The following is a 26,175-nucleotide window of genomic DNA, read 5'->3' as shown; positions in this document are numbered from 1 at the left end:
ATAATAGTTAAAAAGGAAGCACTGTGTCTAATTCAGCAAGTAATGCTAATTTGTTGCTAGAAGGTAATGGTAACAATGACATACCAGCAGTACCACAAAAAGGGGCGATTTCTTCGTTTTTCTCTAATGTGGATGTATTGCGTCAAATTAGTATGATCATCGGTTTGTTGATTGTCCTCGCAATTGTAGTGATCATTTGGTCATGGGGCAAAGAAGCCGATTATCGTCCTTTAGGCACCTATCAAACTGACGAGTTAATCAGCACGTTAGACTTTTTAGATCAGCAGAAACTTCCTTATAAATTAGAAGGTAATAATGTTTCCGTCATGTCTGATCAATATCAGAAAATAAAACTGCTAATGACACGTGCAGGTTTAGTTAATGATAATACAGAAAATGGCGACGATATTTTATTGCAAGACATGGGGTTTGGTGTAAGCCAACGTGTTGAAAAAGAAAGATTAAAGCTAAGTCGTGAACGCCAACTTGCTCTCGCGATTAAAGAAATGAAAAATATTACTAACGCACAAGTATTATTAGCAATTCCCAAAGAAAGTGTATTTGCTCGTAAAGAGCGTCAAGCTAGTGCAACTGTGGTTATTACCACTTCTCGCTCTTATGCACTATCAGGCCAAGAAGTTGATTCTATTGTCGACTTAGTGGCTTCAGCCGTTCAAGGCCTATCACCAAACAATGTTACCGTTACTGACCAACGAGGTCGCTTATTGCATTCAGGTAGTACTTCTGGAGCTTCTGCACAAACCAGTAAAGAATTTGGTATGCAGCGTGAACGAGAAGAAGAATATAAATCTAAAATTGATGCGATTTTAATTCCGGTACTAGGGATTGCTAACTATGCATCAGAAGTTGATTTAGTGATGGACTTTACCGTTGTTGAAGAAACTAAAAAAACGTTTAACCCTTCTAATCAAGCTGTTCGTAGCGAAATGTTGATTGAAGATAAATCATCATCTTCTTCTTTGTTAGGGTCTGTCCCTGGCGCGCTATCAAACCAACCACCGGCGAATGGTGCGATACCTGAAGAATTAACCGAAGCTAATGAAGAGGCTAATACGAATGATGGCTCATCAAGAACTGAATCAACTCGAAATTATGAAGTTGATACAACCATCACTCATACTAAACACAAAGTAGGTAAAGTCGATCGCCTAGCGGTATCGGTCGCCTTGGATTACACTAAATCAGTAAATGATGCTGGTGAAGCTGTTTATACGCCAAGAACTCCCGAAGAAGTAGAAAATATTCGTCAGTTATTGTTAGGTGGCTTAGGGATCAATGATGCACGTGGCGATATTTTGGCGCTGGCTTCTGTTAGCTTTAATCGCCCTGATGTTGAGCCTATAATTGAAGAAGACTTTTGGGAAACTGAAACCTTCCAAGGTTACGTTCGCTTTGGCGGTAGTTTACTTGTCATTATTTTGACCCTGTTGTTGATTGTACGTCCAATCATGAAAAAATTATTGTACCCAGAGCCTACTGAGACTGAAGAAGATTACGAATTAGGTGGTGCGATTGGTTCAATCGATAACGACAATCTACAATTATTATCTGATGATCATAATGACACTCCTGATTTTGGATTAAATAACAGCGGGCAAATAAAATTACCTGATTTACATAAACATGAAGATTTATTAAAAGCAGTGAGAGCCTTGGTGGCGAATGAGCCTGGGTTGTCAGCGCAAGTAATTAGAGAGTGGTTATTAGAAGATGAGTGATAACGATAAAAAAGAAAAATCAACGCAAGTGGCTGAGTATGACGTATCGACGTTAACGGGTGCTGAAAAATCAGCAATCTTAATGCTTAGTTTAACACCAGCTGATGCTGCGCAAATATTTCGAAACCTTGAACCTAAACAAGTGCAGAAACTGGGGATGCAAATGGCTTCCTTAGAAGATTCTTCACAGGCTAAAGTAAGTGGTGTTCATCGTGCTTTTATTGAAGATATTCAACAATACAGTAATATCGGTTTAGATAGTGAAGACTTTGTGCGTAACTCATTAATCGAAGCCCTCGGTGCCGATAAAGCCGGTAATCTAGTCGACCAAATTATTCTAGGCAGTGGTTCTAAAGGTCTAGACTCACTTAAATGGATGGATGCTCGACAAGTAGCGAGCATTATTCAAAATGAGCATCCGCAGATCCAAACCATTGTTTTGTCTTATTTAGATCCGGAGCAATCCGCTCAAATATTAACTCAATTCCCTGAGAAAATTCGTTTAGATTTAATGATGCGTATTGCTGATTTAGAAGAAGTGCAACCTGCTGCATTACAAGAGTTGAATGAGATCATGGAGAAACAGTTTGCCGGCCAAGCGGGCGCTCAAGCTGCGAAAATGGGTGGGACTAAAGCTGCCGCTGATATCATGAACTACTTAGATACTGCTATTGAAGGCCCATTAATGGATTCTTTACGTGAGTCAGACGAAGACATGAGTCAACAAATTCAGGATCTTATGTTTGTCTTTGATAATCTTATTGATGTTGATGACCGCGGTATTCAAACGCTACTGCGCGAAGTACCACCAGAACAATTACAATTGGCACTTAAAGGTGCAGAAGAACAACTTAAAGACAAAATATTGGCTAATATGTCTAAACGTGCCGCTGAAATGCTAGCAGATGATCTGGAAGCAATGGGACCAATCCGTATTAGTGAAGTTGAAGGTGCACAGAAAGAGATCCTATCAATCGCACGCCGTTTATCTGATGCTGGCGAGTTAATGCTAGGCGGTGGTGGCGGTGAAGAGTTCTTATAATTGAACATTCACTAATACCCCCTAGTCGCCAATGTTTATTACTTACCTAATCGGTTACCCTTTTAGGTAAGTAAATACAATCATCTAACTTTAATTAAATAGCCCTATTATATTGTTAACTTATATATTTAAGTTATATAGACTGGTTATATAAACAAGTTATGTAGCTTAGTTATATAGCCCGTTAATTTAGAGCTATGATATGGTTTACAAATATAAGCTAGTTGCATTTTTTAGTCGTATCATCGGGTAACTCGTTAATTATTAAGTAAGGTAAATGCATGAGCATTGAAAGTGATAAAGATTTTCAAGAGTGGATCTTGCCAGATTTTGAAGCCGAGGAAACCCTGCAAGAAGATGAAATTGACCTATTTGGTCGACCTGCAAATTGGTACCGTAGCCAGCAAGAAGAAGAACCCACTCCAGTCAAAGACGAACCTAAACCACTTACTTTAGAAGATATAGAATCCATTCGAGCTTCGGCCTATGAAGATGGCTTCAATGAGGGTAAAGAAGCTGGAATGGCAAAAGGTCTAGAGGAAGGGAAATTACAAGGTTTAGCGGAAGGACACGAACAAGGTTTAGCGCAAGGTATTGAACAAGGCTTAAGCGAAGGAAAAGCAAAAGTTGATGCACAAGCACTACATTGGGAACAGTTAGTTTCTCGCTTACACCAACCGCTTGAAAAATTAGATGATAATGTCGAATTTCAATTAATTAAATTGGCAACTAATTTAGCTGAACAAATGGCGCGCTGTGAAGTTAGTGTTAATCCTCAAGTTATTCTACAAGCCTTAAAGCAAGGTGTTGAAGCACTACCGGTTAATGAACAAACTATTGTGATTTCGCTGAATCCTGAAGATCTTGTATTCGTAGAAACTGCATTCTCTGAGTCCGAGTGTCAAAAGCGTGGCTGGGATTTACGTTCAGAACCTACCTTGTTAAGAGGTGATTGCCAAATACATACGCAAATTTCCAGTATTGATTATGCTTTTTCGACACGTATCGAACAAGTACTAAAACACTTCTTAAAAGAGAATTATGAAAATACCCCTGAAGTAAGTAACGACGGTGATATTAGTCATGATCAGCCTTTAGATTATGAAATGAAAACAGAACAAGATTTATTAGCAGAAGCCGAATCCTCGACTGAACCGACGGATATTAATGATACTAACGCCATTAACGATCAACAGAACGATCTTGCAGCTGCCACTGGTACAGATAAAAGCTCAAGTGAAACTGATACAAATATTGAAAATGCCAATACTAATAATAAGACGCTTAATTAACCATGAAAACATTATCGCAACGCATTACTCAATATCAAGTAGGCGAGTCAGTTACTCATCCCGTGGTGGCTGGAAAGCTGGTGCGTGTTGTTGGTCTTACTTTAGAAGCGGTTGGGTGTAGTGCTGCCGTGGGGAGTATGTGTAAAGTAGAAACGAATGACGGTTATATAGATGCCGAAGTTGTAGGTTTCTCAAACGATCGATTGTTTTTAATGCCCAGCGAACGTTTAACTGGTGTATTACCTGGCGCTAAAGTCATTCCTCAAACAAAAGAAGTTGGTATTCCGGTAGGAATGGAATTACTCGGGCGTGTTTTAGATGGCATGGGAAACCCGATTGATGGTAAAGGAGAAGTAAAAACCAATACCATGAGTGGTTATAACAACACACGTATTAACCCCCTTTCTCGTAAAGCGATTAAACAACCTCTTGATACCGGCATCAAAGCAATTAATGCATTATTAACCGTCGGCCAAGGACAACGAATGGGTTTGTTCGCGGGATCCGGTGTGGGTAAAAGTGTTTTATTGGGCATGATGACCCGAGGTACTAATGCCGATGTAGTGGTAGTAGGATTAATTGGTGAACGTGGTCGAGAAGTAAAAGAGTTTATTGAAGAAATTTTAGGGGAAGAGGGGCGTGCCCGTGCTGTTGTGATTGCAGCGCCGGCTGATGCATCACCATTGATGCGTTTAAAAGGCTGCGAGACTTCGCTTACCATTGCTGAATATTTTCGCGACCAAGGTTTGAATGTTTTATTGTTAATGGACTCATTAACTCGTTTTGCTCAGGCCCAGCGTGAAATTGCACTAGCTATTGGTGAGCCACCTGCTACGAAAGGTTATCCGCCTTCTGTTTTTGCAAAGCTACCGGCCTTAGTAGAGCGTGCTGGGAACGGTAATGAAAACCAAGGCTCTATTAGTGCGTTCTTTACCGTATTAACAGAGGGCGACGATCTTCAGGATCCTATTGCCGATGCTTCTCGCGCTATCTTGGATGGCCATATCGTATTATCGCGTTCATTAGCAGACTCTGGGCATTTTCCTGCTATTGATGTGGGTAAATCAATTAGTCGAGTTATGCCAATGGTAACCTCCGATGAGCATCAAACCTTAGCGAGGGTGCTAAAACAGGCTTATTCCTTATACGAAGAAAATAGAGAGTTAATTACGATTGGTGCTTATGCGCGCGGTAGTGATCCTCGAATCGATAAAGCGATCTTGATCAGGCCAAGATTGGATCACTTCTTGCAACAAGGTATGAAAGACAGTATTAGTTATAACGATTGTTTGACACAGCTTGCAGTATTGACGCAGGAGTTTGTTAAAAGTTAATAGGGAAAAATCATGGCCGTTGATGCATTACAGCTTGTTTATGAGCAAAGAGAAAAGCAAGTTGAGCAAGCTTTACAAGCTTACCAACAGGCTCAAAAAGCATTATTTGAACAACGTAACCAACTGCAAAATCTACATCAATATAGACGTCAATATACTGCTCAATTAAGTGAAAAAGGCTCGCAAGGCCTGACCATTTCAACCTTAGCTAAATACCAACAGTTCATTGTACAAATAGATCAAGGGTTAACTAATCAACAGTCTTCATTAGTTAAGTTTGAATATGCCGTACGCGAAAAAAAACGTCAGTGGACAGATAAACAGGTTGCGCATAAAGCAATGGGTTTATTGTTAGAAAAAAAAGCACGTGAAAAAATAAAACTAGCCGATAAAAAAGAACAACAATTATTGGATGAATTTGCCACTTTTCAGTTTTTTCGAAAGAAACAAGCGGAACAAGATACAAATTAAGTTTTTACTTAATAATCTACTTTTTTGGTCTATTAATTGCTTTATTAAAGTAATGGTCAAATTTCGATAAAAGCGGCAACGAGTGACGTTAACCTTGTGATAGGTGCCGCTAAAATCCACCGTAAGTGAAATAGAGAATACTTTTATGATGCAATCCTTATTAAATGGCGCTGTAAGCGCAAAAAACAATGATCTGAAGGCGCATAAAGAGAGCGATAAAATAGATTCGGCTGCGAATAATTCTTCAAAATCTAAGCTTACGGAAGAACAAAATAGTTTTTCTAAAGTATTAAAAGAAAATATCAAACAAGATAATGTAGCAACAGATACTAAAGCAAATAACAAAATAAATACTAAAGATCAAAACAATGCGATTCAGAAGGCGGCTAATAAATCAGAAATGAATAGCCTCAACGGGGTTTCTGAGTCTACAGACGTAAAGGCTAAAAATAGCGCTATTAGCGATTCAGCAAACCACAATAAAGCACCTAGTGGAGACATTAAGACTAACGTGACGACTAAAAAGTCTGTCGCTATTGATAGTAATATTACTTCTAATACTGCTGAAACAAAACAGATGCTTGGTTTGTTGCAAAAAAACAATGCAGGGGATGCGATAAAAGTAACAACTAGCGAAATACAACAGGAGCTAGGGCAAAAAATATTGTCACCTTCAATGGATGCTGCAAGTTTACAACAACCTAGTTTAGCGAATTCTGCAAATATCAATTATTCTGCGTTGACTGGACAGCAAAATAATAGCGAACAAATGACGGCTTCTGGTGATTCCGATGCCCAAACGGATGCTGATCAGGAAATTAACAATACACAAAATCAACAACTGTTATTGGCTATTCAGTCTGCGCAGCAAGTCAATACAAAGGTTAATGTCAGTAATAATGAAGTCACTGGAGAAAGTGCCGCTGAATTCGATATTAATAATCAACTAATGAATCTCGATGGAAGTGAAGCAACGTTAAATACTACCGATATCAATCCAAAAATAGAATCTACCGATGCGAGTGATATGCTTACTAGTGAGGATATCGCAGAAGTAGCCGCTTTGGCTGCTAATGTAATGACAGCCCCAAATACTCCGCAACAAAACATGATTAATAATGCAGGTGTAAACACAGCAGATTTCGTGGCAGGCGAACAAGTTGTTACTGGAGCACAAGGTAATAATGAACTAAACATTAGCAATTCTAACAATGGCAGCAATGTCGTAAATAATAATGTTGTAACGAGTAATGGGACAAAGAGTACGACTGCTGAAGTAAATATTGCTAGTCAATTAGCGAGTACCGAAGGCTCTAGCCTTTCGGACAATACGCTAAGTGCAAACCCTCTACCTGCAAATTCCCTATCAGCAAATAGTACGGATAGTAATACAGAAAAGGTTGATCCTATTATCTCAGCTTTGACTAAGGATAATACACAGCAAAACAAATCAATAACTACACCTGCAACCTCAATGCTTGAAACTATAGGGGCTGAAAGTGTTGTTGAACCATTCACTGCGGCTAATAACAGCCAAGCCTTAAAGGTTGCTGATAGTCTAGGGCAAAGTGTTGATGAACAAGAGCCTGTTACTATAGAGACCATTAATTTTACAAATGCACAGCTCACAGAAGACATTCCAGTAGATGTTGTTAATGTAAATGCGACAACAAATACTGCTGTCAATTCAACGATTAATAAAGAATCTATAGACAACAATATCGAACAACAAAAAATTACTACTAAAGCTGCAAATACTAGTAACTCAGCCTTAAATACTGGAGGCGATGGCAGCAATAATGAAAAAAATGATCAAAGCAGTTCATTAAAACCGATGGCGGCAAGCAACCAATCTCAGCCGATTGCCGCAAATGTTTCTGGCACAACTCCAGAGAGCGAAACTGATCCAGCGAGTATCGAGGCGGCATTGCAGGCACTTAAAAAATCAGAACAAGATGATAGTGCAGGATCTCCTATTAGGCATGAAAGCACCGCTGCAGCACAAACTGTTACAGATGTTAACGGCGCCAGACCTAATCAAACTAGTTTAGCGCAATTAGATAAATTAATGGCGGGTAATCAACAGCAACAAGCGACGAACAATCTATTACAACAACCTTTAGACATTCAATCAAAACATGCCGCGGCAATGATGGGCGAACGAGTGATGATGATGATCTCTCAAGGTAAGCAAGAGGTTCAAATTCGTTTAGACCCTGCTGAGTTAGGTTCAATGTTTATTAAAGTTAATATTCAACAAGATCAATTACAATTGAATATTCAAACTCAAGCTGGCTTAAGTAAAGATATTATTGAACAAAATATGCCACGGTTAAGAGAACAACTTGCACAGCAAGGAATTCAATTGGGTGAAGCAAACGTTCAGCAACAATCTCAACAACAAGGTCAGCAACAACAAAATAACGGTATGAATGCTATGTCAGGTAGGCAGACTCATAACAACGGAATGGTCGAAGAAGAGCAAACAGCGGTATGGATGCCATCAAAAGTAGCGTCTACAGATCAAGGAATTGATTTTTATGCTTAAACAAAGCAATAGTTACTGGCTTACTGAGAAAGAACCATTAAAATCAACTTATTATTTTTGCACAAAACACGTATTCTTGAAAAATTGAGAATAAATACATCGAGAGGAATGACAGGCAATGGCTGAAGGAAATGATGCATCAATAGACGGTGAAAATGCAGCACCTAAGAGTAAGAAAAAATTAATTATCATCATTGTTGCTGTTGTGGTTTTACTTGCCGCTGGTGGCGGTGGTGCTTTTTTTATGCTCTCTGGGGATGATGCGGCAAGCGATGAAACAGCGGCTGAAGCAACGACTGAAACCACAGAAAAAGGGGCTAACTACGTGCCAATGCCACGGCCTTTTGTGTTCAATGTATTAGAAGGTAAGCGCGATCGCACAGTGCAAATTAAAGTGCAATTAATGGTTAACACTAAAAGCAGTGAAGCCATTATTCGTAAACACATTCCATTATTAGAAAGTACATTAGTGAGTGTTTTTGGTTCAGCAACGATTGAACAATTACGTAGCCCTGCAGGCAAAAGTGAATTACGCCAAAAAGCGCTTGAAGAATTAAATGCCGCAACCACTATGGTTGAGCAAAGTGCACTTATCCATACGGTACTATTTACCGGTTTTGTTTTACAGTAATAGATAAGGGCTAAGCATGGATTTATTATCTCAAGACGAAATTGATGCACTATTACATGGTGTGGATGACGTTGATGAGGAAGTAATTGAAAGTGATGCGATGGATGAAAGCAACTCTCATGCCCATTTCGACTTTTCTTCACAAGACCGTATTGTTCGTGGTCGAATGCCAACCTTGGAATTGGTTAATGAGCGTTTCGCTCGTCATCTAAGGATCAGTTTATTTAATATGTTACGCCATACCGCTGAGGTTTCAATCAATGGTGTGCAAATGCTTAAATTTGGAGAGTATGTTCACACCCTATTTGTTCCTACTAGCCTTAATATGGTGCGCTTTAGACCTTTAAAGGGAACTGGGTTGATCACCATGGAGGCGCGATTAGTTTTTATTTTAGTTGAAAACTTTTTTGGTGGTGATGGGCGTTATCATGCAAAGATTGAAGGGCGTGAATTTACGCCAACAGAGCGACGTATTATTCAAATGTTATTAAAAATAATTTTTGAAGATTACCATGAAGCGTGGTTACCAGTGATGGATGCTGAATTTGAATATTTAGATTCAGAAGTAAACCCTGCAATGGCAAATATTGTCAGCCCCACAGAAGTGATTGTGGTTAACTCTTTTCATATCGAATTGGATGGCGGCGGTGGTGATTTTCATATTGCCATGCCTTATTCGATGTTAGAGCCAATCCGTGAATTATTAGATGCGGGTGTGCAAAGTGATAAAGAAGATACTGACCAGCGTTGGTCTCAGGCACTTCAAGATGAAATTATGGATGTTGAAGTTGATTTAGGAGCTCGCTTAGTAGAGAAGCAAGTTCCATTACGAGATATGATGCACTGGAAAGCAGGCGATATTATTCCCGTGGATCTACCCGAAAGTTTATTAGTGTCGGTGGAAGGTTTACCGACTTATAGGGCAACATTAGGGCAACGTAATGATAATTATGCATTAAAAATAACTCAAAAAATTGCGCGTCCTGAAGTACAAAAAACACAAATTCAATTGCAAGACTTAAAAGAGAAAAAACCTAAGCCCAGTTAACTTAAATACAGTTAAGCTAAATAAACTTAAATATAGTTAAGTAAAAATAAGTAAAAATAAGTAAAGCTAAGTAATTAATCGATAGGATATAAAGCATGAGCACAGAACAAGATATGGCAGATGAATGGGCTGCGGCATTAGAAGAGTCTGGAGATGCAGATTCAGGCGCTACAAATATTGATTTGGACGAGTTGAAAGATACTGCTGCGCCAATGAGTAAAGAAGAATTGGCTCGTTTAGATAGCATCTTAGATATTCCTGTGACTATTTCAATGGAAGTAGGCCGAAGTAAAATTAATATCCGTAACCTATTACAGCTTAACCAAGGTTCAGTAGTTGAATTAGAGCGTGTTGCTGGTGAACCACTAGATGTATTAGTTAATGGTACTTTGATAGCACACGGTGAAGTTGTTGTTGTTAATGACAAGTTTGGTATCCGCTTAACCGATGTCATTAGTCAAACTGAACGTATCAAAAAACTAAAATGAAGCAGTTAATTCAAACAGTTTTGTTAACAGTAATTAGCTTGCCTGTTGTTGCTTTAGAAGAGACTAGTAAACGTCCAGAATTAGCGATCGGCACTATGCTTGGCTCTTTAATACTGGTGCTTGCTTGTATTTTTTTGTTTGCTTATTTAATGAAAAAAAGCAATTTTATTCGCCAAGGTGGCAGTAAAAACCCAATTAAAATCATTGCAACTCAACCGCTAACTAATAAAAGCCGTGTGCAAATTGTTGAAGTCTACGGTAAGCAGTATTTATTAGGAGTAAGTGAGCAATCAATTAATTTATTAGATCAAATAGATACACCGAGTGTCGAGCAACAGGCTGAAACGCAAAGCGTGCCATCATTTGCGACAGCTTTTGCCAGTGTATTATCTAAAGCAGGAAAAAAGAATAATGAATAAACTGCTGATATTATTATGCTCAGGTCTATTTTTGTTTGCTCCACAGGTAATAGCAGAGCCAGGTGCATTGTCGGCAGTCACAGTGACAACGAGTGCTGCGGGTGACCAAGAATACAGTGTAACCTTGCAAGTACTTGCGTTTATGACTGCGCTTAGCTTCTTGCCTGCAATGTTGATTTTAATGACCTCTTTCACTCGTATTGTGATTGTGATGTCGATTCTTCGTCAAGCGCTTGGTTTACAACAAACCCCTTCGAATCAAGTGGTTAATGGTATCGCTTTATTCATGACTTTTTTCATTATGGCGCCTGTTTTTGACCGTGTGAATGAAAATGCAATACAACCTTACTTAAATGAAGAGATGACAATAGTGCAAGCCCTTGAACAAGGGAAAAAGCCTATGATGCAATTTATGTTGTCACAAACGCGGCTGAAGGATTTAGAAACATTTTTGGAAATTGCTAATGTAGAAGTTGATAGCCCTGAGGAAGTTCCGATCACTGTGCTGATCCCGGCTTTTGTCACCAGTGAATTAAAAACCGCTTTCCAAATCGGCTTTATGTTATTTATTCCTTTTTTAATTATTGACTTGGTGGTTGCTAGTATCTTAATGGCCATGGGGATGATGATGTTATCACCGATGATTATTTCATTACCCTTTAAACTAATGCTATTTGTTTTAGTAGATGGCTGGAATCTAGTGATGGGTAGTTTAGCTAATAGTTTCGGGTTGTAAGGAGACTTATGGAACCGGAAGTTTTTGTAAACATATTTAGACAAGCCTTATGGCTGGTTTTGATCCTCGTATCTGCGGTTATCGTGCCAAGTTTATTAGTGGGTTTGGTGGTTGCTGTGTTTCAAGCGGCAACATCAATTAATGAACAAACCTTGAGTTTTTTACCGCGTTTAATTATGACCTTAGTTGCCTTAGCCTATGGTGCACATTGGGGGTTTGGTAAGTTAATGGAGTTTTTTATCGCCATGATTAATCAAATTCCGGAAGTGGTGGGATAATGGTTTTTTCGGCGGATATCATTCTTGATTTTATCGCCAGTTATTTATGGGCATTTTGCCGTATCGCTGCCATGCTAATGGTGATGGTAGCTGTTGGCTCTAACACAACGCCGACACGGATCCGCCTTTTTTATGCGCTTAGCATTACTTTATTAGCCTTACCTTCTCTCCCTCCTGCGCCCAACTACATTGAACTCTTCTCCATGACCAGCTTTATTGTCGTGTTACAACAACTCTTAATTGGCATCGCAATGGGCACAATCTCTGTTTTTGTGGTGCAAACTTTTGTGGTTGCAGGGCAAATTATTGCAATGCAAACTAGCTTAGGTTTTGCTTCTATGGCTGACCCTATGAGTGGACAGACATCGCCGGTTGTTGGTCAATTTTATGTGTTGTTGGTGACTTTACTATTCTTAGGAATAGATGGGCACCTGTTAATGATAGAGATGATTATTAGAAGCTTTGAAACCTTACCTATTTCTGAAAATGGCTTGTTAGCAGCAGACTACTATAAAATAGCTGAATGGTTCTCGACTATGTTCCATGCTGCACTGGCCTTCTCAATTGCATCGATGGTTGCGATGTTATTGGTTAATTTATCCTTTGGTATTATGACCAAAGCAGCACCGCAATTAAATATTTTCAGCTTAGGCTTCTCAATCAGCATGGTGTTTGGTTTATTTGTATTGTGGATAACCTTATTAAATGTGCCATTGCATTTTGAAAACCAATGGTCAAAAGGGGTCATCACTATGTGTGAAATACTTGATAATCCCTGTACTAAACCGTAATGAGCTACACTATTATTTGTAGCTCTGTTTGCAGTGCGATCTTCACTACTACCTATAGTGCTATCTGCATTATTAGAGGTTACCTCTACTCACGGTTTGCTAAAGGAGTAATTGATGGCTGAAAATGAAAACGGTACGGATAAGTCCGAGGAAGCCACCCCCGACAAAATACGAAAGTCCAAAGAAAAGGGACAAGTAGCCCGATCCAAAGAATTAGCGACTGCGTCGGTGTTAATTGCAGCAGCATTATCGGTGTTTATTTTTGGAGATCGATTAGCCTACGAATTGTCGATAATGATGAAGCGTTCATTCACTTTTGAGCGCGCAGATATATTTGATCCCGAACAGATGTGGCATGCACTTGTTGATGGCTTTAGCGGTTTAGGCGTGCCGATGTTTGTTATTTTATTAATGCTATTTATTATTTCAATTTTAGGCAGTGCTTTGTTAGGCGGCATGATTTTTAGTACTAAAGCAATGATGCCTAAGTTTAGCCGTATGAGTCCAAAAGCAGGCCTAAAGCGTATGTTAGGTTTACAAGCTTGGGTTGAATTATTGAAGTCCATTCTAAAAGTAGCCGTGGTGATTGGTGTCGCTTGGGCTATTTTAGGTGCGACCTTTGAAAACATTTTACATTTGTCGGTGAGCCAACTTCCGGGTAGTGCTTTTGAAGCCCTGGACATGCTGAGGTGGATGTTTCTTATATTGTGTTTGTCGTTATTAATTATTGTTGCAGTGGATGTGCCCTATCAAATTCACAAACACAGCGATGAGTTAAAAATGACCAAACAGGAAGTAAAAGACGAATACCGTAATTCGGAAGGTAAACCAGAGGTTAAGCAGCGTATTCGTCAATTACAGTATGAGATGTCACAACGTACCATGATGGGAGATGTGCCCGATGCGGATGTTATAGTCACCAATCCGACTCATTATTCAGTGGCCTTGAAGTATGATAAAGATGGCGATAGACCTCCCTATGTTGTTGCTAAAGGTGTCGATTTTATGGCGCTTAAAATCCGTGAAGTAGCACGAGAAAATGAAGTGCCTGTTATGCAATCTCCACAATTATGCCGCGCCGTTTACCACACCACTGATATCGGTAAAGATGTGCCTGAAGAGTTGTTTATTGCGATTGCTAAAATATTGGCTTATATCTATCAGCTCGAGCAATTCAGAAAAGGCAGATCTGGCCGCCCTAAAGCTTTACCGACGGATATTCCTGTGCCCGATGACTTTATTTATCCCAATTAAAAATTCGATGTAGGGTTAACAATAAAAGAATATTTTTACCTGTTATTTATCTAAACTGGTATTGTTGCTGCGTTATCACTAAAATATAAGCATAAAATAGTTAATATGTTTGATTAATAAGCATAAATTGCGGCTTATGCTCAAAAATATTCAGGCAAGTTCCTATTTTTTAGCTATTATTTATGTCTATGCTCACGAGTTAAATTCGTAAAGCTAATATCTGCTACTTGAGTTTGTTAAAGTAGACTGAATATAAGACATATTAACACTCGCTAACACATTCATTTTTTAGGTGACGCTATCAACACTGTTTTTTCATCTCTATGGGCCAAACGCGCAATTTTCTTCGGCGGTTTAGGTACTCCAATTCTAGTGTTAGCTGCACTAGGCATGGTTATTTTACCAATGCCTACTTTACTGCTGGATATCCTATTCACTTTTAATATTGCCCTCGCGTTAGTGGTTTTATTGGTATCCATTTATACCAAGCGGCCACTGGATTTTGCTGCTTTCCCAACTGTACTGCTAATTGCAACCTTACTGCGCTTGGCGTTAAACGTTGCTTCTACGCGAGTAGTATTGTTAGAAGGCCATGAGGGTGGTAATGCCGCTGGTAACGTAATCGAAGCCTTTGGTTCGGTGGTGATTGGCGGTAACTTAGCCGTTGGTTTAATTGTTTTCATCATTTTAATGATCATTAACTTTGTGGTAATTACCAAAGGTGCGGGACGTATCTCAGAAGTAAGTGCTCGTTTTACTTTGGATGCAATGCCGGGTAAACAAATGGCCATTGATGCAGATTTGAATGCCGGATTAATCAATCAAGAGCAAGCTCGAACCCGCCGTGAAGAAGTTACTATGGAAGCTGACTTTTATGGATCTATGGATGGTGCCAGTAAGTTTGTAAAAGGTGATGCCATCGCAGGTATCATGATCTTATTTATCAATATCATTGGTGGCTTTATTATTGGTATGGTGCAATATGATCTACCTTTGGCTCAAGCTGCTGAAATTTATACGTTATTAACGATTGGTGATGGGCTTGTTGCACAAATACCGTCATTGTTATTATCGATTGCCGCTGCGATCACCGTTACCCGTGAAAATACTGAAGCGGATATGGGTAATCGAATGCTGGGGCAGATGTTTGATGACCCTAAAGCATTAACTATTACTGCTGGCATATTGTTAGTGATGGGCATTGTGCCTGGTATGCCACACCTTGCTTTTTTAACTCTAGGTGCAATTGCGGCAGGCGGTGCATATTGGCAATTACAACGTTTGAAAGTGAAACAGGAAACGGCTCTCGCGATACAAGAAAATGGTGGGCCAATCAGTGATAAACCTGCTGAAGTAAAAGAGCTAGGTTGGGATGACGTACGCAGTGTTGATACCATTGGTTTAGAAGTCGGCTATCGCCTTATTCCGCTGGTTGATAAATCACAGGGTGGGCAGTTATTAGATCGTATTAAAGGGGTGCGTAAAAAACTATCGCAACAAATGGGTTTTTTAATTCCACCTGTGCATATTCGAGATAATTTAGATTTATCGCCTAACAATTATAATATTTCTTTGATGGGTGTCAGTTGTGGTCAAGCTGATATATATCATGATAAAGATATGGCCATTAATCCAGGGCAAGTGTTTGGGCCGATTGATGGAATAACAGGTGTTGATCCCGCGTTTGGACTAGAAGCAGTATGGATTGATGAAGTGCAGCGTGAACAAGCACAAGCATTAGGTTACACCGTTGTTGATACTGCAACCGTTGTGGCAACACATCTTAGTCAAATATTAAGTAACCATGCCGCACAGTTATTAGGGCATGAAGAAGCACAAAATTTATTAGATATGCTGGCTAAGAAGCAGCCGAAGTTAGTGGAAGGATTAGTACCTGAGGTATTGTCTTTAAGTACTGTTGTTAAAGTATTACAGAGTTTATTAAACGAGAACGTTGCGATTAGAGATATTCGTTCTATTGTACAAACGTTAGTAGATTACGGGCCGCGCAGCCAAGATGCCGAAGTTTTGACGGCGGCGTGTCGAATTTCATTAAAACGCATGATTGTACAAGAAATTATCGGTAATGAGCCTGAAATCCCAGTGATTACGCTGTCTTCAGAGTTGGAGCAAATATTGCATAAGTCTATACAGGCTGGTGGATCGGATGGTGCAGGTATTGAGCCTGGGTTGGCAGAGCGTATTCAAAACTCATTAATTGAAGCGTCACAGCAACAAGAGTTGATAGGTCAACCTGCGGTATTATTAACATCAGGGGTATTACGCGGCACCTTAGCTCGATTTGTTAAAAATACAATACCGAGTCTACACATACTGTCTTATCAAGAAATTCCCGATGATAAACAGATTAAAATAATAAGCTCAATTGGGCAATAATGGTTGTAATCAATGAAAATTAAACGATTTTTTGCAAAAGATATGCGTACGGCTATGGTTGAGGTCAAAGAAGTTTTAGGCCCAGATGCTGTGATCATGTCTAATAAAAAAGTAGTCGGCGGCATTGAAATTGTGGCCGCCGTTGATTATCAATCACAAACCTCGGCTGATGCAAAAGCAGATAAAGGCGATGCACTGTCGCAATTAAAAGAAGATAGTGTGCAACTGTCTTCTAAAAGTGCAGAAAAAGTACCAAAAATAAAATTACCCAATAGTATTCGTAGTAATCGTAAAGAAAGCGGAGATGACTTTGCTAAATCATTAAACTCGTTTTTTGGTAAGGTTAATGCGCAACAAAACAAGAAACCACAGCCTAAAAAACGTGATGACTTGCCTGCTTTTTCTTTTCAAGAAGAAGAAGAAAGAAGGTCTACCTCTTATTCATCGTCATCACAACCTGCTACGCTAGCGGAGCAGCAAAATTGGAATAATCGACAAGAAACGAGTGCGCCTTTAACAAGAAATTCAGCGCCTACCAATCGTGCGAGTGACAATAAAGAAATTGCTAAAATTAGTGAAGAAGTTGCTTCATTGCGTAAACTGCTTGAACATCAAGTATCAGGATTAATGTGGCAAGAAATTGAACGTAAAGAGCCTGTTCGCGCGATGATTATTAAGTGGTTAAACAGCGCTGGCTTTTCCGATGAAATCGCAGATCATTTAGCCAGTTATGTTCCTGAAGATGCCTCTTCAAGCGAAGTACAGCACTACATTCAAGCATTATTGCAAGATAAAATATCCATCGGTCAAAATGAAATATTAGTGCAAGGCGGTGCTATTGCGCTGTTAGGGCCAACGGGAGTCGGTAAAACCACAACCATTGCAAAATTAGCTGCACAATTTGCTATTAAGTACGGTCCTGAACAAGTTGCATTAATAACAACAGATACCTATCGAATTGGTGCACATGAACAACTGGCAACCTACGGTAAAATAATGGGCTGTGCAGTACGCGTAGCAAAAGATGCCGATGAGTTGTCACAAATTTTATACCAGTTTAGAGAAAAACGATTAGTGTTGATCGACACTGCAGGTATGGGACAGCGAGATGTGCGTCTTTCTGAGCAGTTAGAAACTTTGATGAGTAGTAGCCGTGTTAATATTAAAAGTTATTTAGTGGTGCCTTCCACTGCGCAACGTAGAGTGGTAGAAGAAGCATTACAACACTTTAAGCGTATCCCGTTATCGGGCTGTATTCTAACTAAAATAGATGAAAGTATTGGTCTAGGAGAAGTGTTAAGTGTAACCATGAAGCATGCATTGCCGATTAGTTATATCACCACTGGACAGCGTGTTCCTGAAGATATTGAAATTGCTAAAGTAGAAAATTTAATTAGCGGAACTTTATCCATGATGGAAACACAACAACAACAAGACAAACATCAATGGTACAGCAGCACTGAAGATTAATTCAATGATTGTGTTGTGTACTATATTGATTTAACTAATTTTAAAATGATGAGTAACAATGATGATGGCAGATCAAGCAAGCGGTTTAAGACGAATGAGAAATCAGCAGGTTAAAGTGATTGCTGTCACTGGCGGTAAAGGCGGTGTGGGTAAAACTAACGTGACACTGAATATGGCTGTGTCACTTGCTAAAATGGGTAAGCGTGTGATGGTGCTCGATGCCGATTTAGGACTTGCTAATGTGGATGTTTTATTAGGGATCCGTGTTCTTAAAAATTTATCACATGTGTTGTCCGGTGAGTGTACTTTAGATGAGGTGATTGTAAAAGGCCCAGAAGGAGTGATGATCATTCCGGCAACCTCTGGTACTCAATCCATGGTTGAATTAACGGATGTTGAGCATGCCGGATTGATTCAGGCTTTTAGTTCATTGCAAACACCGATCGATATTTTATTAATTGATACCGCGGCAGGTATTTCCAATATGGTAGTGAGTTTTGCTCAAGCTGCTCAAGATGTGTTGATGGTGGTATGCGATGAGCCGACTTCGATAACCGATGCCTACGCGCTAATTAAAATACTAAGTAAGCAAAATGGTGTTTATCGCTTTAAAATCGTGGCAAACATGGTGAGAAGCTTACGTGAAGGGCAGGATCTATTTACAAAATTAACACGTGTAACGGATCGATTCTTAGATGCATCATTAGAGTTAGTGGCTTGTATTCCATTTGATGGCAATGTGCGTCAAGCGGTAAGAAAACAAAAAACTGTGGTTGATGCCTTTCCAAAAACACCCGCTTCTCTTGCTTTTAAAGCGTTAGCGAATCGAGCTTGTGATTGGCCTATTCCACATCAACCCGGCGGCCATTTAGAGTTTTTCATTGAAAAACTCTTGCTTAATGATAAAGACGATACTCTGAAAGAGCTATTATAAGTGATTAAAGCGCAGGGATACCAAACCGACACATCAGAGCTGATTGGGCGTCATTCAGAACTGGTGCAAAAAATTGCTTATCATTTGATGGCTAGGTTGCCTGCGAGTGTACTGGTCGATGATTTAGTACAATCTGGCATGATCGGACTATTAGAAGCTGCGCGTAATTTTGATGCCACTAAAGGCGCAAGTTTTGAAACGTTTGCGGGTATCCGTATTCGTGGTGCGATGTTAGATGAAATGCGTAAAGGTGATTGGGTTCCTCGTTCAGTACATAAAAACAGTAGAACTATAGCCAGTGCTATCGATGCTGTTGAAAAACAAACTGGGGAAGACGCCAAAGAGATCGATGTTGCTAATTATCTGCAAATACCATTACCTGAATATCAGCAAATGTTACAGGATGTTAATTGTGCAAGATTGGTCGCCTATGAAGATTTAGCCAATCCAGATGATATGTTTGCACAGCCAAGTTCTTCTTTTGATAGTACTTTTGATGCTGTTGCAGATAATCAATTTACTCATCAATTAGCGCAAATGATTGAACAACTTCCACAACGAGAAGCATTAGTGTTATCGCTTTATTATGATGAAGAATTGAATTTAAAAGAAATAGGGTTAATTCTTGAAGTCAGTGAATCACGTGTTAGCCAAATTCTTAGCCAAGCCGTACATCGACTGAAATCTAAAGTTAATCCTGATAGAATATAGCCAATAAGGAGTAATTCCAAGGAGTTGCTCACACTGCAAGTACCAAGCTAAAAAATAATGTAGAAATATAATGTTTTTTTCCAATTTTTATCTACTTTTATTGTAGTTAATAATAATAGGTAGATTTAAGTAACATTAAGTAGCTTTAAATAACAATAAGTAGATTTTTGACTTAGGGGAATGTTTTGAAAAAAGATATGAAAATCTTGATTGTTGACGATTTTTCAACAATGAGAAGAATAATTAAAAATTTGTTAAGAGATTTGGGTTTTACAAATACCTATGAAGCCGATGACGGCCATACAGCTCTGCCTATGTTAAAAAGTGGTAATTTTGATTTTGTGGTCACTGACTGGAACATGCCAATAATGCAAGGTATTGATCTTTTAAAAGAGATCCGTAAAGACCCTCAGTTAAAACACCTTCCTGTTTTAATGGTAACCGCTGAAGCAAAACGAGAGCAAATTATTGAAGCTGCTCAAGCTGGTGTAAATGGTTATATTGTTAAACCATTTACGGCTGGTACGTTGAAAGAGAAATTAGATAAAGTATTTGAGCGTTTAGGTTAACTTTAGGGGGTTACAGTATGGCGAATACAATTATGCCACACATCTCTCTCTCTCAAGCTAAGGCGCTTGTAGCATACTTAGAAGCAGAGCAAATCACTGAAGCTAATAAGATTGTTGAGAGTATTGATTTTTCAGTTACATCCGATCAGATTATATTTGAACAAATTGGCGAGCTCACCCGTGATTTGCATGAAGCATTACTCTGTTTTAATAATGACACGCGTTTAGTTGATTTAGCAGGGCAAGATTTACCCGATGCTCAAAACCGCCTAAATTATGTTATTGAAATGACTGATAAAGCGGCGAACACTACCATGGATGCCGTAGACTACTGCTTACCTATTGCCGATAAACTAATTTACGATTTAGAGGCCATTACACCAAGTTGGCAAGGGTTAATGACACGCAACTTAGAATTAGGTGACTTTAAGACGCTATGTCATTCACTGGATGAAATCTTTGCTCATTCTAAAATCAGTGCCGTTGATTTACGCAATAAATTAACTGAGATTTTAATGGCTCAAGAGTTTCAGGATTTAACTGGGCAAATGATTAATAGAGTGATTGATTTAGTACAGGAAGTTGAGTCTAAATTGATTGTCATATTGACCGTTTGTAGTAAAGAAAGCGAATTAGCTAATTGTGCAAAAACACAATACAACAATATAGAGGCTGAAGGTCCTATTATGAATGCTGAAACGCGTTCAGACGTTGTTAATGGACAAGATGAAGTTGATGATTTACTTTCAAGTTTAGGATTTTAAAGGGACCGGGAAATGACATTTGAAGTAGATGAAGAGATCTTGCAAGACTTTTTAGTTGAAGCTGGGGAAATTTTAGAGTTGTTATCTGAACAGCTCGTTGAATTAGAAAATAACCCCAATGATACCGAACTGTTAAATGCTATTTTCCGTGGTTTCCACACTGTAAAGGGTGGTGCAGGCTTTCTTTCGCTGACAGAGTTAGTTGAGACTTGTCACGGCGCAGAGAATGTTTTTGATGGTTTACGTCAAGGGAATCGTCAAGTTGATTCTGAATTGATGGATACAATCCTAGGCGCATTAGATATAATTAATGATCAATTTTCTGCCGTGCAAAATGGCGAAAAAATGGAAAAAGCTTCGGCATCACTTTTAGATGCATTGCATCGATTAAGTAAACCTGCCGCTGCGACTGAAGTCGAACAAGTAGTTGTTGAAACCGTCGTTACTTCACCAGAAGCGATCATAGAGCCCATTCTTGCAACGTCAGATAATATTAGTGATATTGATGAATTTGAGTTTGATGCGCTACTCGATGAATTACATGCACAATCAGGCTCTAATGTAGAAGCTCAACCCGCCAAAAAAGAAAATGCAGATATTACGGAAGATGAATTCGAAAGTTTATTAGATGAATTACATGCAAAACCGAATACAGATAATGACGCTTCTAAACAAGATGCTGCCGACGATTCAGATATTAGTGATGACGAATTCGAATCATTGTTAGATGAGTTGCATGGTGTAGGTAAACATTCGTTATCTGCAACAGCACCTTCGGCTATTGTTGAGGATAGCGATGAAATTAGTGATGATGAATTCGAAAATTTACTCGATGAATTACATGGTAAAGGTGCGCATAGTGGTATCCCTGCCATTGATAGTGATACTTCAGATGCGATCACTGATGACGAGTTTGAATCATTACTTGATGAGCTACATGGCTCAGCAAAAAATGCATCAGTAAAAAATACTTCAGCAAAAAGTGTAGAAACAGAGTCAAAACCGGCTGAAGCAATACAGTCTGTAGTCAAACCCGACGTAAAAGCTATACAGCCAGCGCCTGCTGCTAAATCAGAGCCAGTAAAAAGTGAAGCTGTAAAACCGGCTGTAGTTAAAGATAAAGCTGCCGCTGCAAAAGCGCCGGCTAATAAAGTAGCGCAAGCAGAGCCTACAGTGCGAGTTGATACGAGCACGCTAGATGAAATAATGAACATGGTCGGTGAGCTGGTATTAGTACGTAACCGCTTGGTTAGTTTAGAGTCAACATCTGACAATGAAGAGATGTCACGTGCAATTGCTAATTTAGCGATAGTTACCGGCGATTTACAAGGCTCGGTGATGAAGACACGTATGCAACCTATCAAGAAAGTCTTTGGTAAGTTTCCTCGCGTGGTACGAGATCTTGCTCGTCAGTTAGGCAAAAATATTCATTTAGAATTAGTGGGTGAAGAAACAGATCTTGATAAAAATTTAGTAGAGGCTTTGGCCGATCCCCTAGTGCATTTAGTGCGTAACTCCGTAGACCACGGTATTGAAATGCCAGATATTCGAATGCAGTCAGGCAAAGAAACACAGGGACGAATTTTATTATCAGCGGCCCAAGAAGGCGATCATATACTATTAGTTATCGAAGACGATGGCGCAGGAATGGATGCTGAAAGATTAAAACAGATAGCGATCAATAAAGGCATCTTAGATCAAGATGGTGCGGATCGCATGACCGATAAAGAAGCGTACTCTTTGATTTTTGCTCCGGGCTTTTCAACAAAAGCTGAAATCTCAGATATTTCAGGCCGTGGTGTAGGCATGGACGTAGTTAAAACCAGTATCAGTCGCTTGAACGGAACAATTTCTATTGACTCTGCGATTGGTAAGGGCACACGTTTAGAAATTAAAGTACCGCTCACGTTAGCTATTTTACCTACTTTGATGATAGTGATTGCAAAGCAAACATTTGCTTTACCATTAACGAATGTTAATGAAATATTTCATCTCGATTTAGCTAAAACCAATGTTGTGAATGGTCAACTAACTATAGTTATTCGAGACCGTGCTATTCCTTTATTTTATTTACGTGATTGGTTAGCGCCTAAAGCACCGCGTGCGGAAAAAGGTAAAGGTTTAGGCCATGTAGTTATTGTGCAGCTTGGTACTCAATTGGTGGCTTTTGTAGTGGATGGGTTGTTAGGTCAGGAAGAGGTGGTTATCAAAGCCTTGGATAAATTATTGTCAGGAACGCCAGGTATGGCAGGTGCAACTATTACAAGTGATGGTGGAATAGCCTTAATCTTAGACTTGCCAAGTTTACTAAAACACTACGCGTAAAGGAAAATTAATGACGATTAAAGTGTTAGTAGTTGATGATTCTAGTTTTTTCCGTCGACGAGTTAGTGAAATTATTAATGCATCTCCTGCATTAGAAGTGATTGCGACAGCGAATAATGGCCAAGAAGCCATTGATATGGTGATTAAACATAAACCTGATGTTGTTACCATGGATATTGAAATGCCAGTGATGAACGGCATCACGGCAGTGCAAAAAATTATGGCATCGACACCGGTGCCTATTTTGATGTTTTCATCGTTAACACACCAAGGCGCAAGTGCAACGCTAGATGCATTAGAAGCGGGTGCTTGTGATTTTCTACCGAAAAAATTTGAAGATATTGCCAGAGATAAAGAAGAAGCCATCACTCTATTACAACAACGTATTCAAACGATAGCCAGAAGAAGGGTTTATCGGGTCACAGAGAAAACTGCTGAATCCGTACATACCTCGACTTCTCATAGTGTCAATAATCCTAGTGCTAGAAAATCTATTGCTCCAGGCGCTGCGTTAACAGCATTACAAAGAGCCAATGAGCGTCAGCAGATTTCTGCCAAAAGCGCGTTAAATTCAAATCCGTCAAGCGCGCCAGTTGCGGCAACAAAACCTATGCGCACTAAAGCATCGGGTAAGTCATACAAGGTGTTAGCGATTGGTACCTCAACGGGTGGTCCTGTTGCATTACAAAAAATATTAACCGCATTACCTAGTGATTTTAAATTGCCGATTGTATTAATACAGCATATGCCGGGTACATTCACAAAAGCATTTGCAGACCGTTTAAATAGTAACTGTCGGATTGCTGTGAAAGAAGCTGAAAATGGTGACATATTAAGAGCTGGCTGTGCTTATTTAGCTCCTGGCGGTAAACAAATGATGGTTGGTCCAAACGGACAAATAAAAATATTAGATGGTAGCGCGGCGCTTAACTATAAACCCAGTGTTGATATAACTTTTGCTTCTTTATCAAAATCATACGCAGATAAAGTATTGGCGATTGTGTTGACCGGTATGGGCGCAGATGGGCGAGATGGGGCGCGTTTATTAAAAGATAAAGGTGCTGAAATTTGGGCTCAAGACGAAGCAAGTTGTGTTGTCTATGGTATGCCACAAGCAGTTACTAAAGCGGGCATCGCCACCGAGTCAATTGCATTAGAGCAAGTGGCAAAACGAATTTTAGTGGAATTAAAACATGAATAGAATGGGTATTGTTGGCTTCATTGTCATCGTATCTAGTGTGCTATTTGCACAGCTTTATCATAATGCGCCGTTGAGTGGGTTATTTGATCTCGCTGCTTTTTTAATTGTGTTTGGTGGTACTGTTGGTACTATTTTAATTCAATCATCTTCAAAGCAATTAAAAGATGCTAGTACACAGTTATTCACCTTATTTACACCTCCTAATTACTCCCTAGATGAGCAAATACAAAAACTCAAACGTTGGTCCGTGCTCTCTCGGCAGGAAGGATTTTTAAGCCTCGAAAAAGAAAGCCTGGAACAGAACGATAGTTTTACTCAGATTGGCATTGCTATGTTGGTGGATGGCTGTGATAGGGCTGCATTACAAGACGTTTTACAACAAGAAATTGAATTGGAAATGGATCAGCACGAGCGAAGTGCACAGGTTTTTGATGCAATGGGTGGTTACAGTCCAACCATAGGTATTATTGGTGCCGTACTAGGCTTGATTCAAGCAATGGCATTTCTAGATCAGCCTGAGTTATTGGGACAAGGCATCGCAGTTGCTTTTGTTGCCACTATCTACGGGGTTGCCTTTGCTAATTTTATATTCCTGCCTATTGCTAATAAAATCCGTTTAAACTATCAACATCGAGCATTATTTCAAGAGATGTCGATGGTGGGATTAATTGCGATTGCCGATGGTGAAAACAGCCTGTTATTAGAGCGTCGATTACATGGGTATATCGCTAGAGCAGCTTACTAATGTCTAGACGCAGACCTCGATTACACCAAAAGCAAAACAACCATATTCATCGTTGGACCGTCTCTTACGCAGATTATATGACCTTAATGTTTGCTTTATTTGTGGTGCTGTATGCGGTCTCACTGAATAAAGAAGAAAAATACCAAGAAATTATTAGTGTAATTCAAAGTGCCAGTAAGTTTGTTCAACCCACCAATAGTGGCTCTAATGCGACAGGCATATTAACTAAAAATAGTAACGATATTAAAGATAATACCGGCCCTGCATTAATCAGTGACGGTGATAATTATGCTCAGGGTTATGTTAGCGATTTACCCATTGAGCAACTTTCTACACAACAAATACCTGCCGAGCAGTTATCAACGCCACAAGGTTATTATACTGGTAATGCTTTAAGTGAACTGCAGTTATCATTACAAGCGGAATTAGAGACAGAGTTAGAAGCGGGCGATTTAAGCATTGATTTAAACGGCGATTGGCTGACCATTGAAATGAAAGGTCCGTTATTATTTGCAGCTGAAAGTCATACCATTTTAAATACCGCTGAGCAGAAAATTGAACGCATTGCTGCTGTTTTAGCGCCAGCTACCAATATGATTCGATTACGTGGTTATACTGATTTAACTAACGTTTCCAACGAACTATACCAGTCAAACTGGGAGTTATCGGCATTACGGGCGATCAGTGTGTTACATGCTTTTAATGAGCGTGGTATCGTTGGAGAAAGAATGGTCATTGAAGGTTATGGAAAATTCCAGCCGTTTACTGATAGTAACGGAAAAGTAGACCCATTAAACAGTCGTCGAGTGGTTATTGCGATCTCAAAATTTGCATTATATACAGATAATTCCTTTGGCAAAGACAATATGAAATCAACGGATAAAGAACAACAAAAAATATTACGCACACCTAAACCAGATAGTGAAGAAATGCGTGAGGTTTACCTTCCTAATGGACGACTAATTATTACCACAAGGCAAGAATAACG

At 39.4% G+C, this 26,175-nt stretch carries 24 protein-coding genes; all 24 read left to right on the top strand.

Annotated elements, in window-relative coordinates; genetic code table 11:
* The first annotated feature begins 23 nt into the window (after positions 1-23).
* The 24 genes from fliF to GQR44_RS11265 all read left to right on the top strand — a co-directional run bounded on the left by fliF (position 24) and on the right by GQR44_RS11265 (position 26,173).
* Positions 24-1,739 (top strand): flagellar basal-body MS-ring/collar protein FliF, encoded by a 1,716-nt coding sequence (gene fliF / locus GQR44_RS11380; protein ID WP_166371921.1) that lies wholly within the window; start codon positions 24-26, stop codon positions 1,737-1,739.
* Positions 1,732-2,781: a flagellar motor switch protein FliG gene (fliG, locus tag GQR44_RS11375; RefSeq protein WP_166371920.1), complete on the top strand. Its 1,050-nt coding sequence runs from the start codon at positions 1,732-1,734 to the stop codon at positions 2,779-2,781. Before fliF ends, fliG begins: the two co-directional genes overlap by 8 nt.
* 281 nt (positions 2,782-3,062) lie before the next feature.
* Positions 3,063-4,073: a flagellar assembly protein FliH gene (fliH, locus tag GQR44_RS11370; protein WP_166371919.1), complete on the top strand. Its 1,011-nt coding sequence runs from the start codon at positions 3,063-3,065 to the stop codon at positions 4,071-4,073.
* A gap of 2 nt (positions 4,074-4,075) precedes the next feature.
* A complete protein-coding gene (gene fliI, locus GQR44_RS11365) occupies positions 4,076-5,407 on the top strand; it encodes a flagellar protein export ATPase FliI (RefSeq protein WP_166371918.1) in 1,332 nt (443 codons plus the stop codon).
* A 12-nt stretch (positions 5,408-5,419) separates the two neighbouring features.
* Complete coding sequence (gene fliJ / locus GQR44_RS11360; protein WP_166371917.1) at positions 5,420-5,878, top strand: flagellar export protein FliJ; 459 nt, start codon at positions 5,420-5,422, stop codon at positions 5,876-5,878.
* 145 nt (positions 5,879-6,023) lie between these two features.
* Positions 6,024-8,426: a flagellar hook-length control protein FliK gene (locus GQR44_RS11355; protein ID WP_166371916.1), complete on the top strand. Its 2,403-nt coding sequence runs from the start codon at positions 6,024-6,026 to the stop codon at positions 8,424-8,426.
* A gap of 118 nt (positions 8,427-8,544) precedes the next feature.
* On the top strand, positions 8,545-9,057 hold the full coding sequence (gene fliL / locus GQR44_RS11350) for a flagellar basal body-associated protein FliL (RefSeq protein ID WP_166371915.1): 513 nt from the start codon (positions 8,545-8,547) through the stop codon (positions 9,055-9,057).
* A 16-nt stretch (positions 9,058-9,073) separates the two neighbouring features.
* A complete protein-coding gene (fliM, locus tag GQR44_RS11345) occupies positions 9,074-10,105 on the top strand; it encodes a flagellar motor switch protein FliM (protein ID WP_166371914.1) in 1,032 nt (343 codons plus the stop codon).
* Positions 10,106-10,200: 95 nt separating this feature from the next.
* Positions 10,201-10,593: a flagellar motor switch protein FliN gene (gene fliN / locus GQR44_RS11340; RefSeq protein WP_166371913.1), complete on the top strand. Its 393-nt coding sequence runs from the start codon at positions 10,201-10,203 to the stop codon at positions 10,591-10,593.
* The gene (gene fliO, locus GQR44_RS11335; RefSeq protein WP_166371912.1) at positions 10,590-11,012 is read left to right on the top strand and encodes a flagellar biosynthetic protein FliO; all 423 of its coding nucleotides are present in this window, start codon (positions 10,590-10,592) and stop codon (positions 11,010-11,012) included. Before fliN ends, fliO begins: the two co-directional genes overlap by 4 nt.
* A complete protein-coding gene (fliP, locus tag GQR44_RS11330; protein ID WP_166371911.1) occupies positions 11,005-11,748 on the top strand; it encodes a flagellar type III secretion system pore protein FliP in 744 nt (247 codons plus the stop codon). The genes fliO and fliP overlap by 8 nt, the downstream gene beginning before the upstream one ends.
* A gap of 8 nt (positions 11,749-11,756) precedes the next feature.
* The gene (fliQ, locus tag GQR44_RS11325) at positions 11,757-12,026 is read left to right on the top strand and encodes a flagellar biosynthesis protein FliQ (RefSeq protein WP_028867412.1); all 270 of its coding nucleotides are present in this window, start codon (positions 11,757-11,759) and stop codon (positions 12,024-12,026) included.
* Positions 12,026-12,817, top strand: coding sequence for a flagellar biosynthetic protein FliR (fliR, locus tag GQR44_RS11320; protein WP_205963046.1), 792 nt, complete (start codon positions 12,026-12,028; stop codon positions 12,815-12,817). The genes fliQ and fliR overlap by 1 nt, the downstream gene beginning before the upstream one ends.
* A gap of 114 nt (positions 12,818-12,931) precedes the next feature.
* Complete coding sequence (gene flhB / locus GQR44_RS11315; RefSeq protein ID WP_028867414.1) at positions 12,932-14,071, top strand: flagellar biosynthesis protein FlhB; 1,140 nt, start codon at positions 12,932-12,934, stop codon at positions 14,069-14,071.
* 300 nt (positions 14,072-14,371) lie between these two features.
* Complete coding sequence (gene flhA / locus GQR44_RS11310; protein ID WP_166371963.1) at positions 14,372-16,468, top strand: flagellar biosynthesis protein FlhA; 2,097 nt, start codon at positions 14,372-14,374, stop codon at positions 16,466-16,468.
* A gap of 12 nt (positions 16,469-16,480) precedes the next feature.
* Positions 16,481-17,938: a flagellar biosynthesis protein FlhF gene (flhF, locus tag GQR44_RS11305; RefSeq protein ID WP_166371910.1), complete on the top strand. Its 1,458-nt coding sequence runs from the start codon at positions 16,481-16,483 to the stop codon at positions 17,936-17,938.
* 61 nt (positions 17,939-17,999) lie between these two features.
* A complete protein-coding gene (locus tag GQR44_RS11300; protein ID WP_166371962.1) occupies positions 18,000-18,872 on the top strand; it encodes a MinD/ParA family protein in 873 nt (290 codons plus the stop codon).
* Positions 18,873-19,583, top strand: coding sequence for an RNA polymerase sigma factor FliA (locus GQR44_RS11295; RefSeq protein WP_166371909.1), 711 nt, complete (start codon positions 18,873-18,875; stop codon positions 19,581-19,583).
* Between the two features lie 185 nt (positions 19,584-19,768).
* On the top strand, positions 19,769-20,152 hold the full coding sequence (cheY, locus tag GQR44_RS11290) for a chemotaxis response regulator CheY (protein WP_166371908.1): 384 nt from the start codon (positions 19,769-19,771) through the stop codon (positions 20,150-20,152).
* A gap of 17 nt (positions 20,153-20,169) precedes the next feature.
* A complete protein-coding gene (locus tag GQR44_RS11285; protein WP_166371907.1) occupies positions 20,170-20,916 on the top strand; it encodes a protein phosphatase CheZ in 747 nt (248 codons plus the stop codon).
* A gap of 12 nt (positions 20,917-20,928) precedes the next feature.
* The gene (locus tag GQR44_RS11280; RefSeq protein WP_166371906.1) at positions 20,929-23,241 is read left to right on the top strand and encodes a chemotaxis protein CheA; all 2,313 of its coding nucleotides are present in this window, start codon (positions 20,929-20,931) and stop codon (positions 23,239-23,241) included.
* Between the two features lie 10 nt (positions 23,242-23,251).
* A complete protein-coding gene (locus tag GQR44_RS11275) occupies positions 23,252-24,442 on the top strand; it encodes a chemotaxis response regulator protein-glutamate methylesterase (protein WP_166371905.1) in 1,191 nt (396 codons plus the stop codon).
* Positions 24,435-25,187 carry a flagellar motor protein gene (locus GQR44_RS11270; RefSeq protein WP_205963045.1) on the top strand — a complete coding sequence of 251 codons (753 nt, stop codon included), beginning with the start codon at positions 24,435-24,437 and terminating at the stop codon, positions 25,185-25,187. Before GQR44_RS11275 ends, GQR44_RS11270 begins: the two co-directional genes overlap by 8 nt.
* Complete coding sequence (locus GQR44_RS11265) at positions 25,187-26,173, top strand: flagellar motor protein MotB (RefSeq protein WP_166371904.1); 987 nt, start codon at positions 25,187-25,189, stop codon at positions 26,171-26,173. The genes GQR44_RS11270 and GQR44_RS11265 overlap by 1 nt, the downstream gene beginning before the upstream one ends.
* Positions 26,174-26,175: the final 2 nt, after the last annotated feature.

The sequence above is a fragment of the Psychromonas sp. SA13A genome, from assembly GCF_011378715.1.
In the GTDB taxonomy this organism is placed as follows: Bacteria; Pseudomonadota; Gammaproteobacteria; order Enterobacterales; family Psychromonadaceae; genus Psychromonas.
The sequence above is the reverse complement of the archived record's forward strand: the minus strand, read 5'-3'. Positions and strand labels throughout refer to the sequence as shown.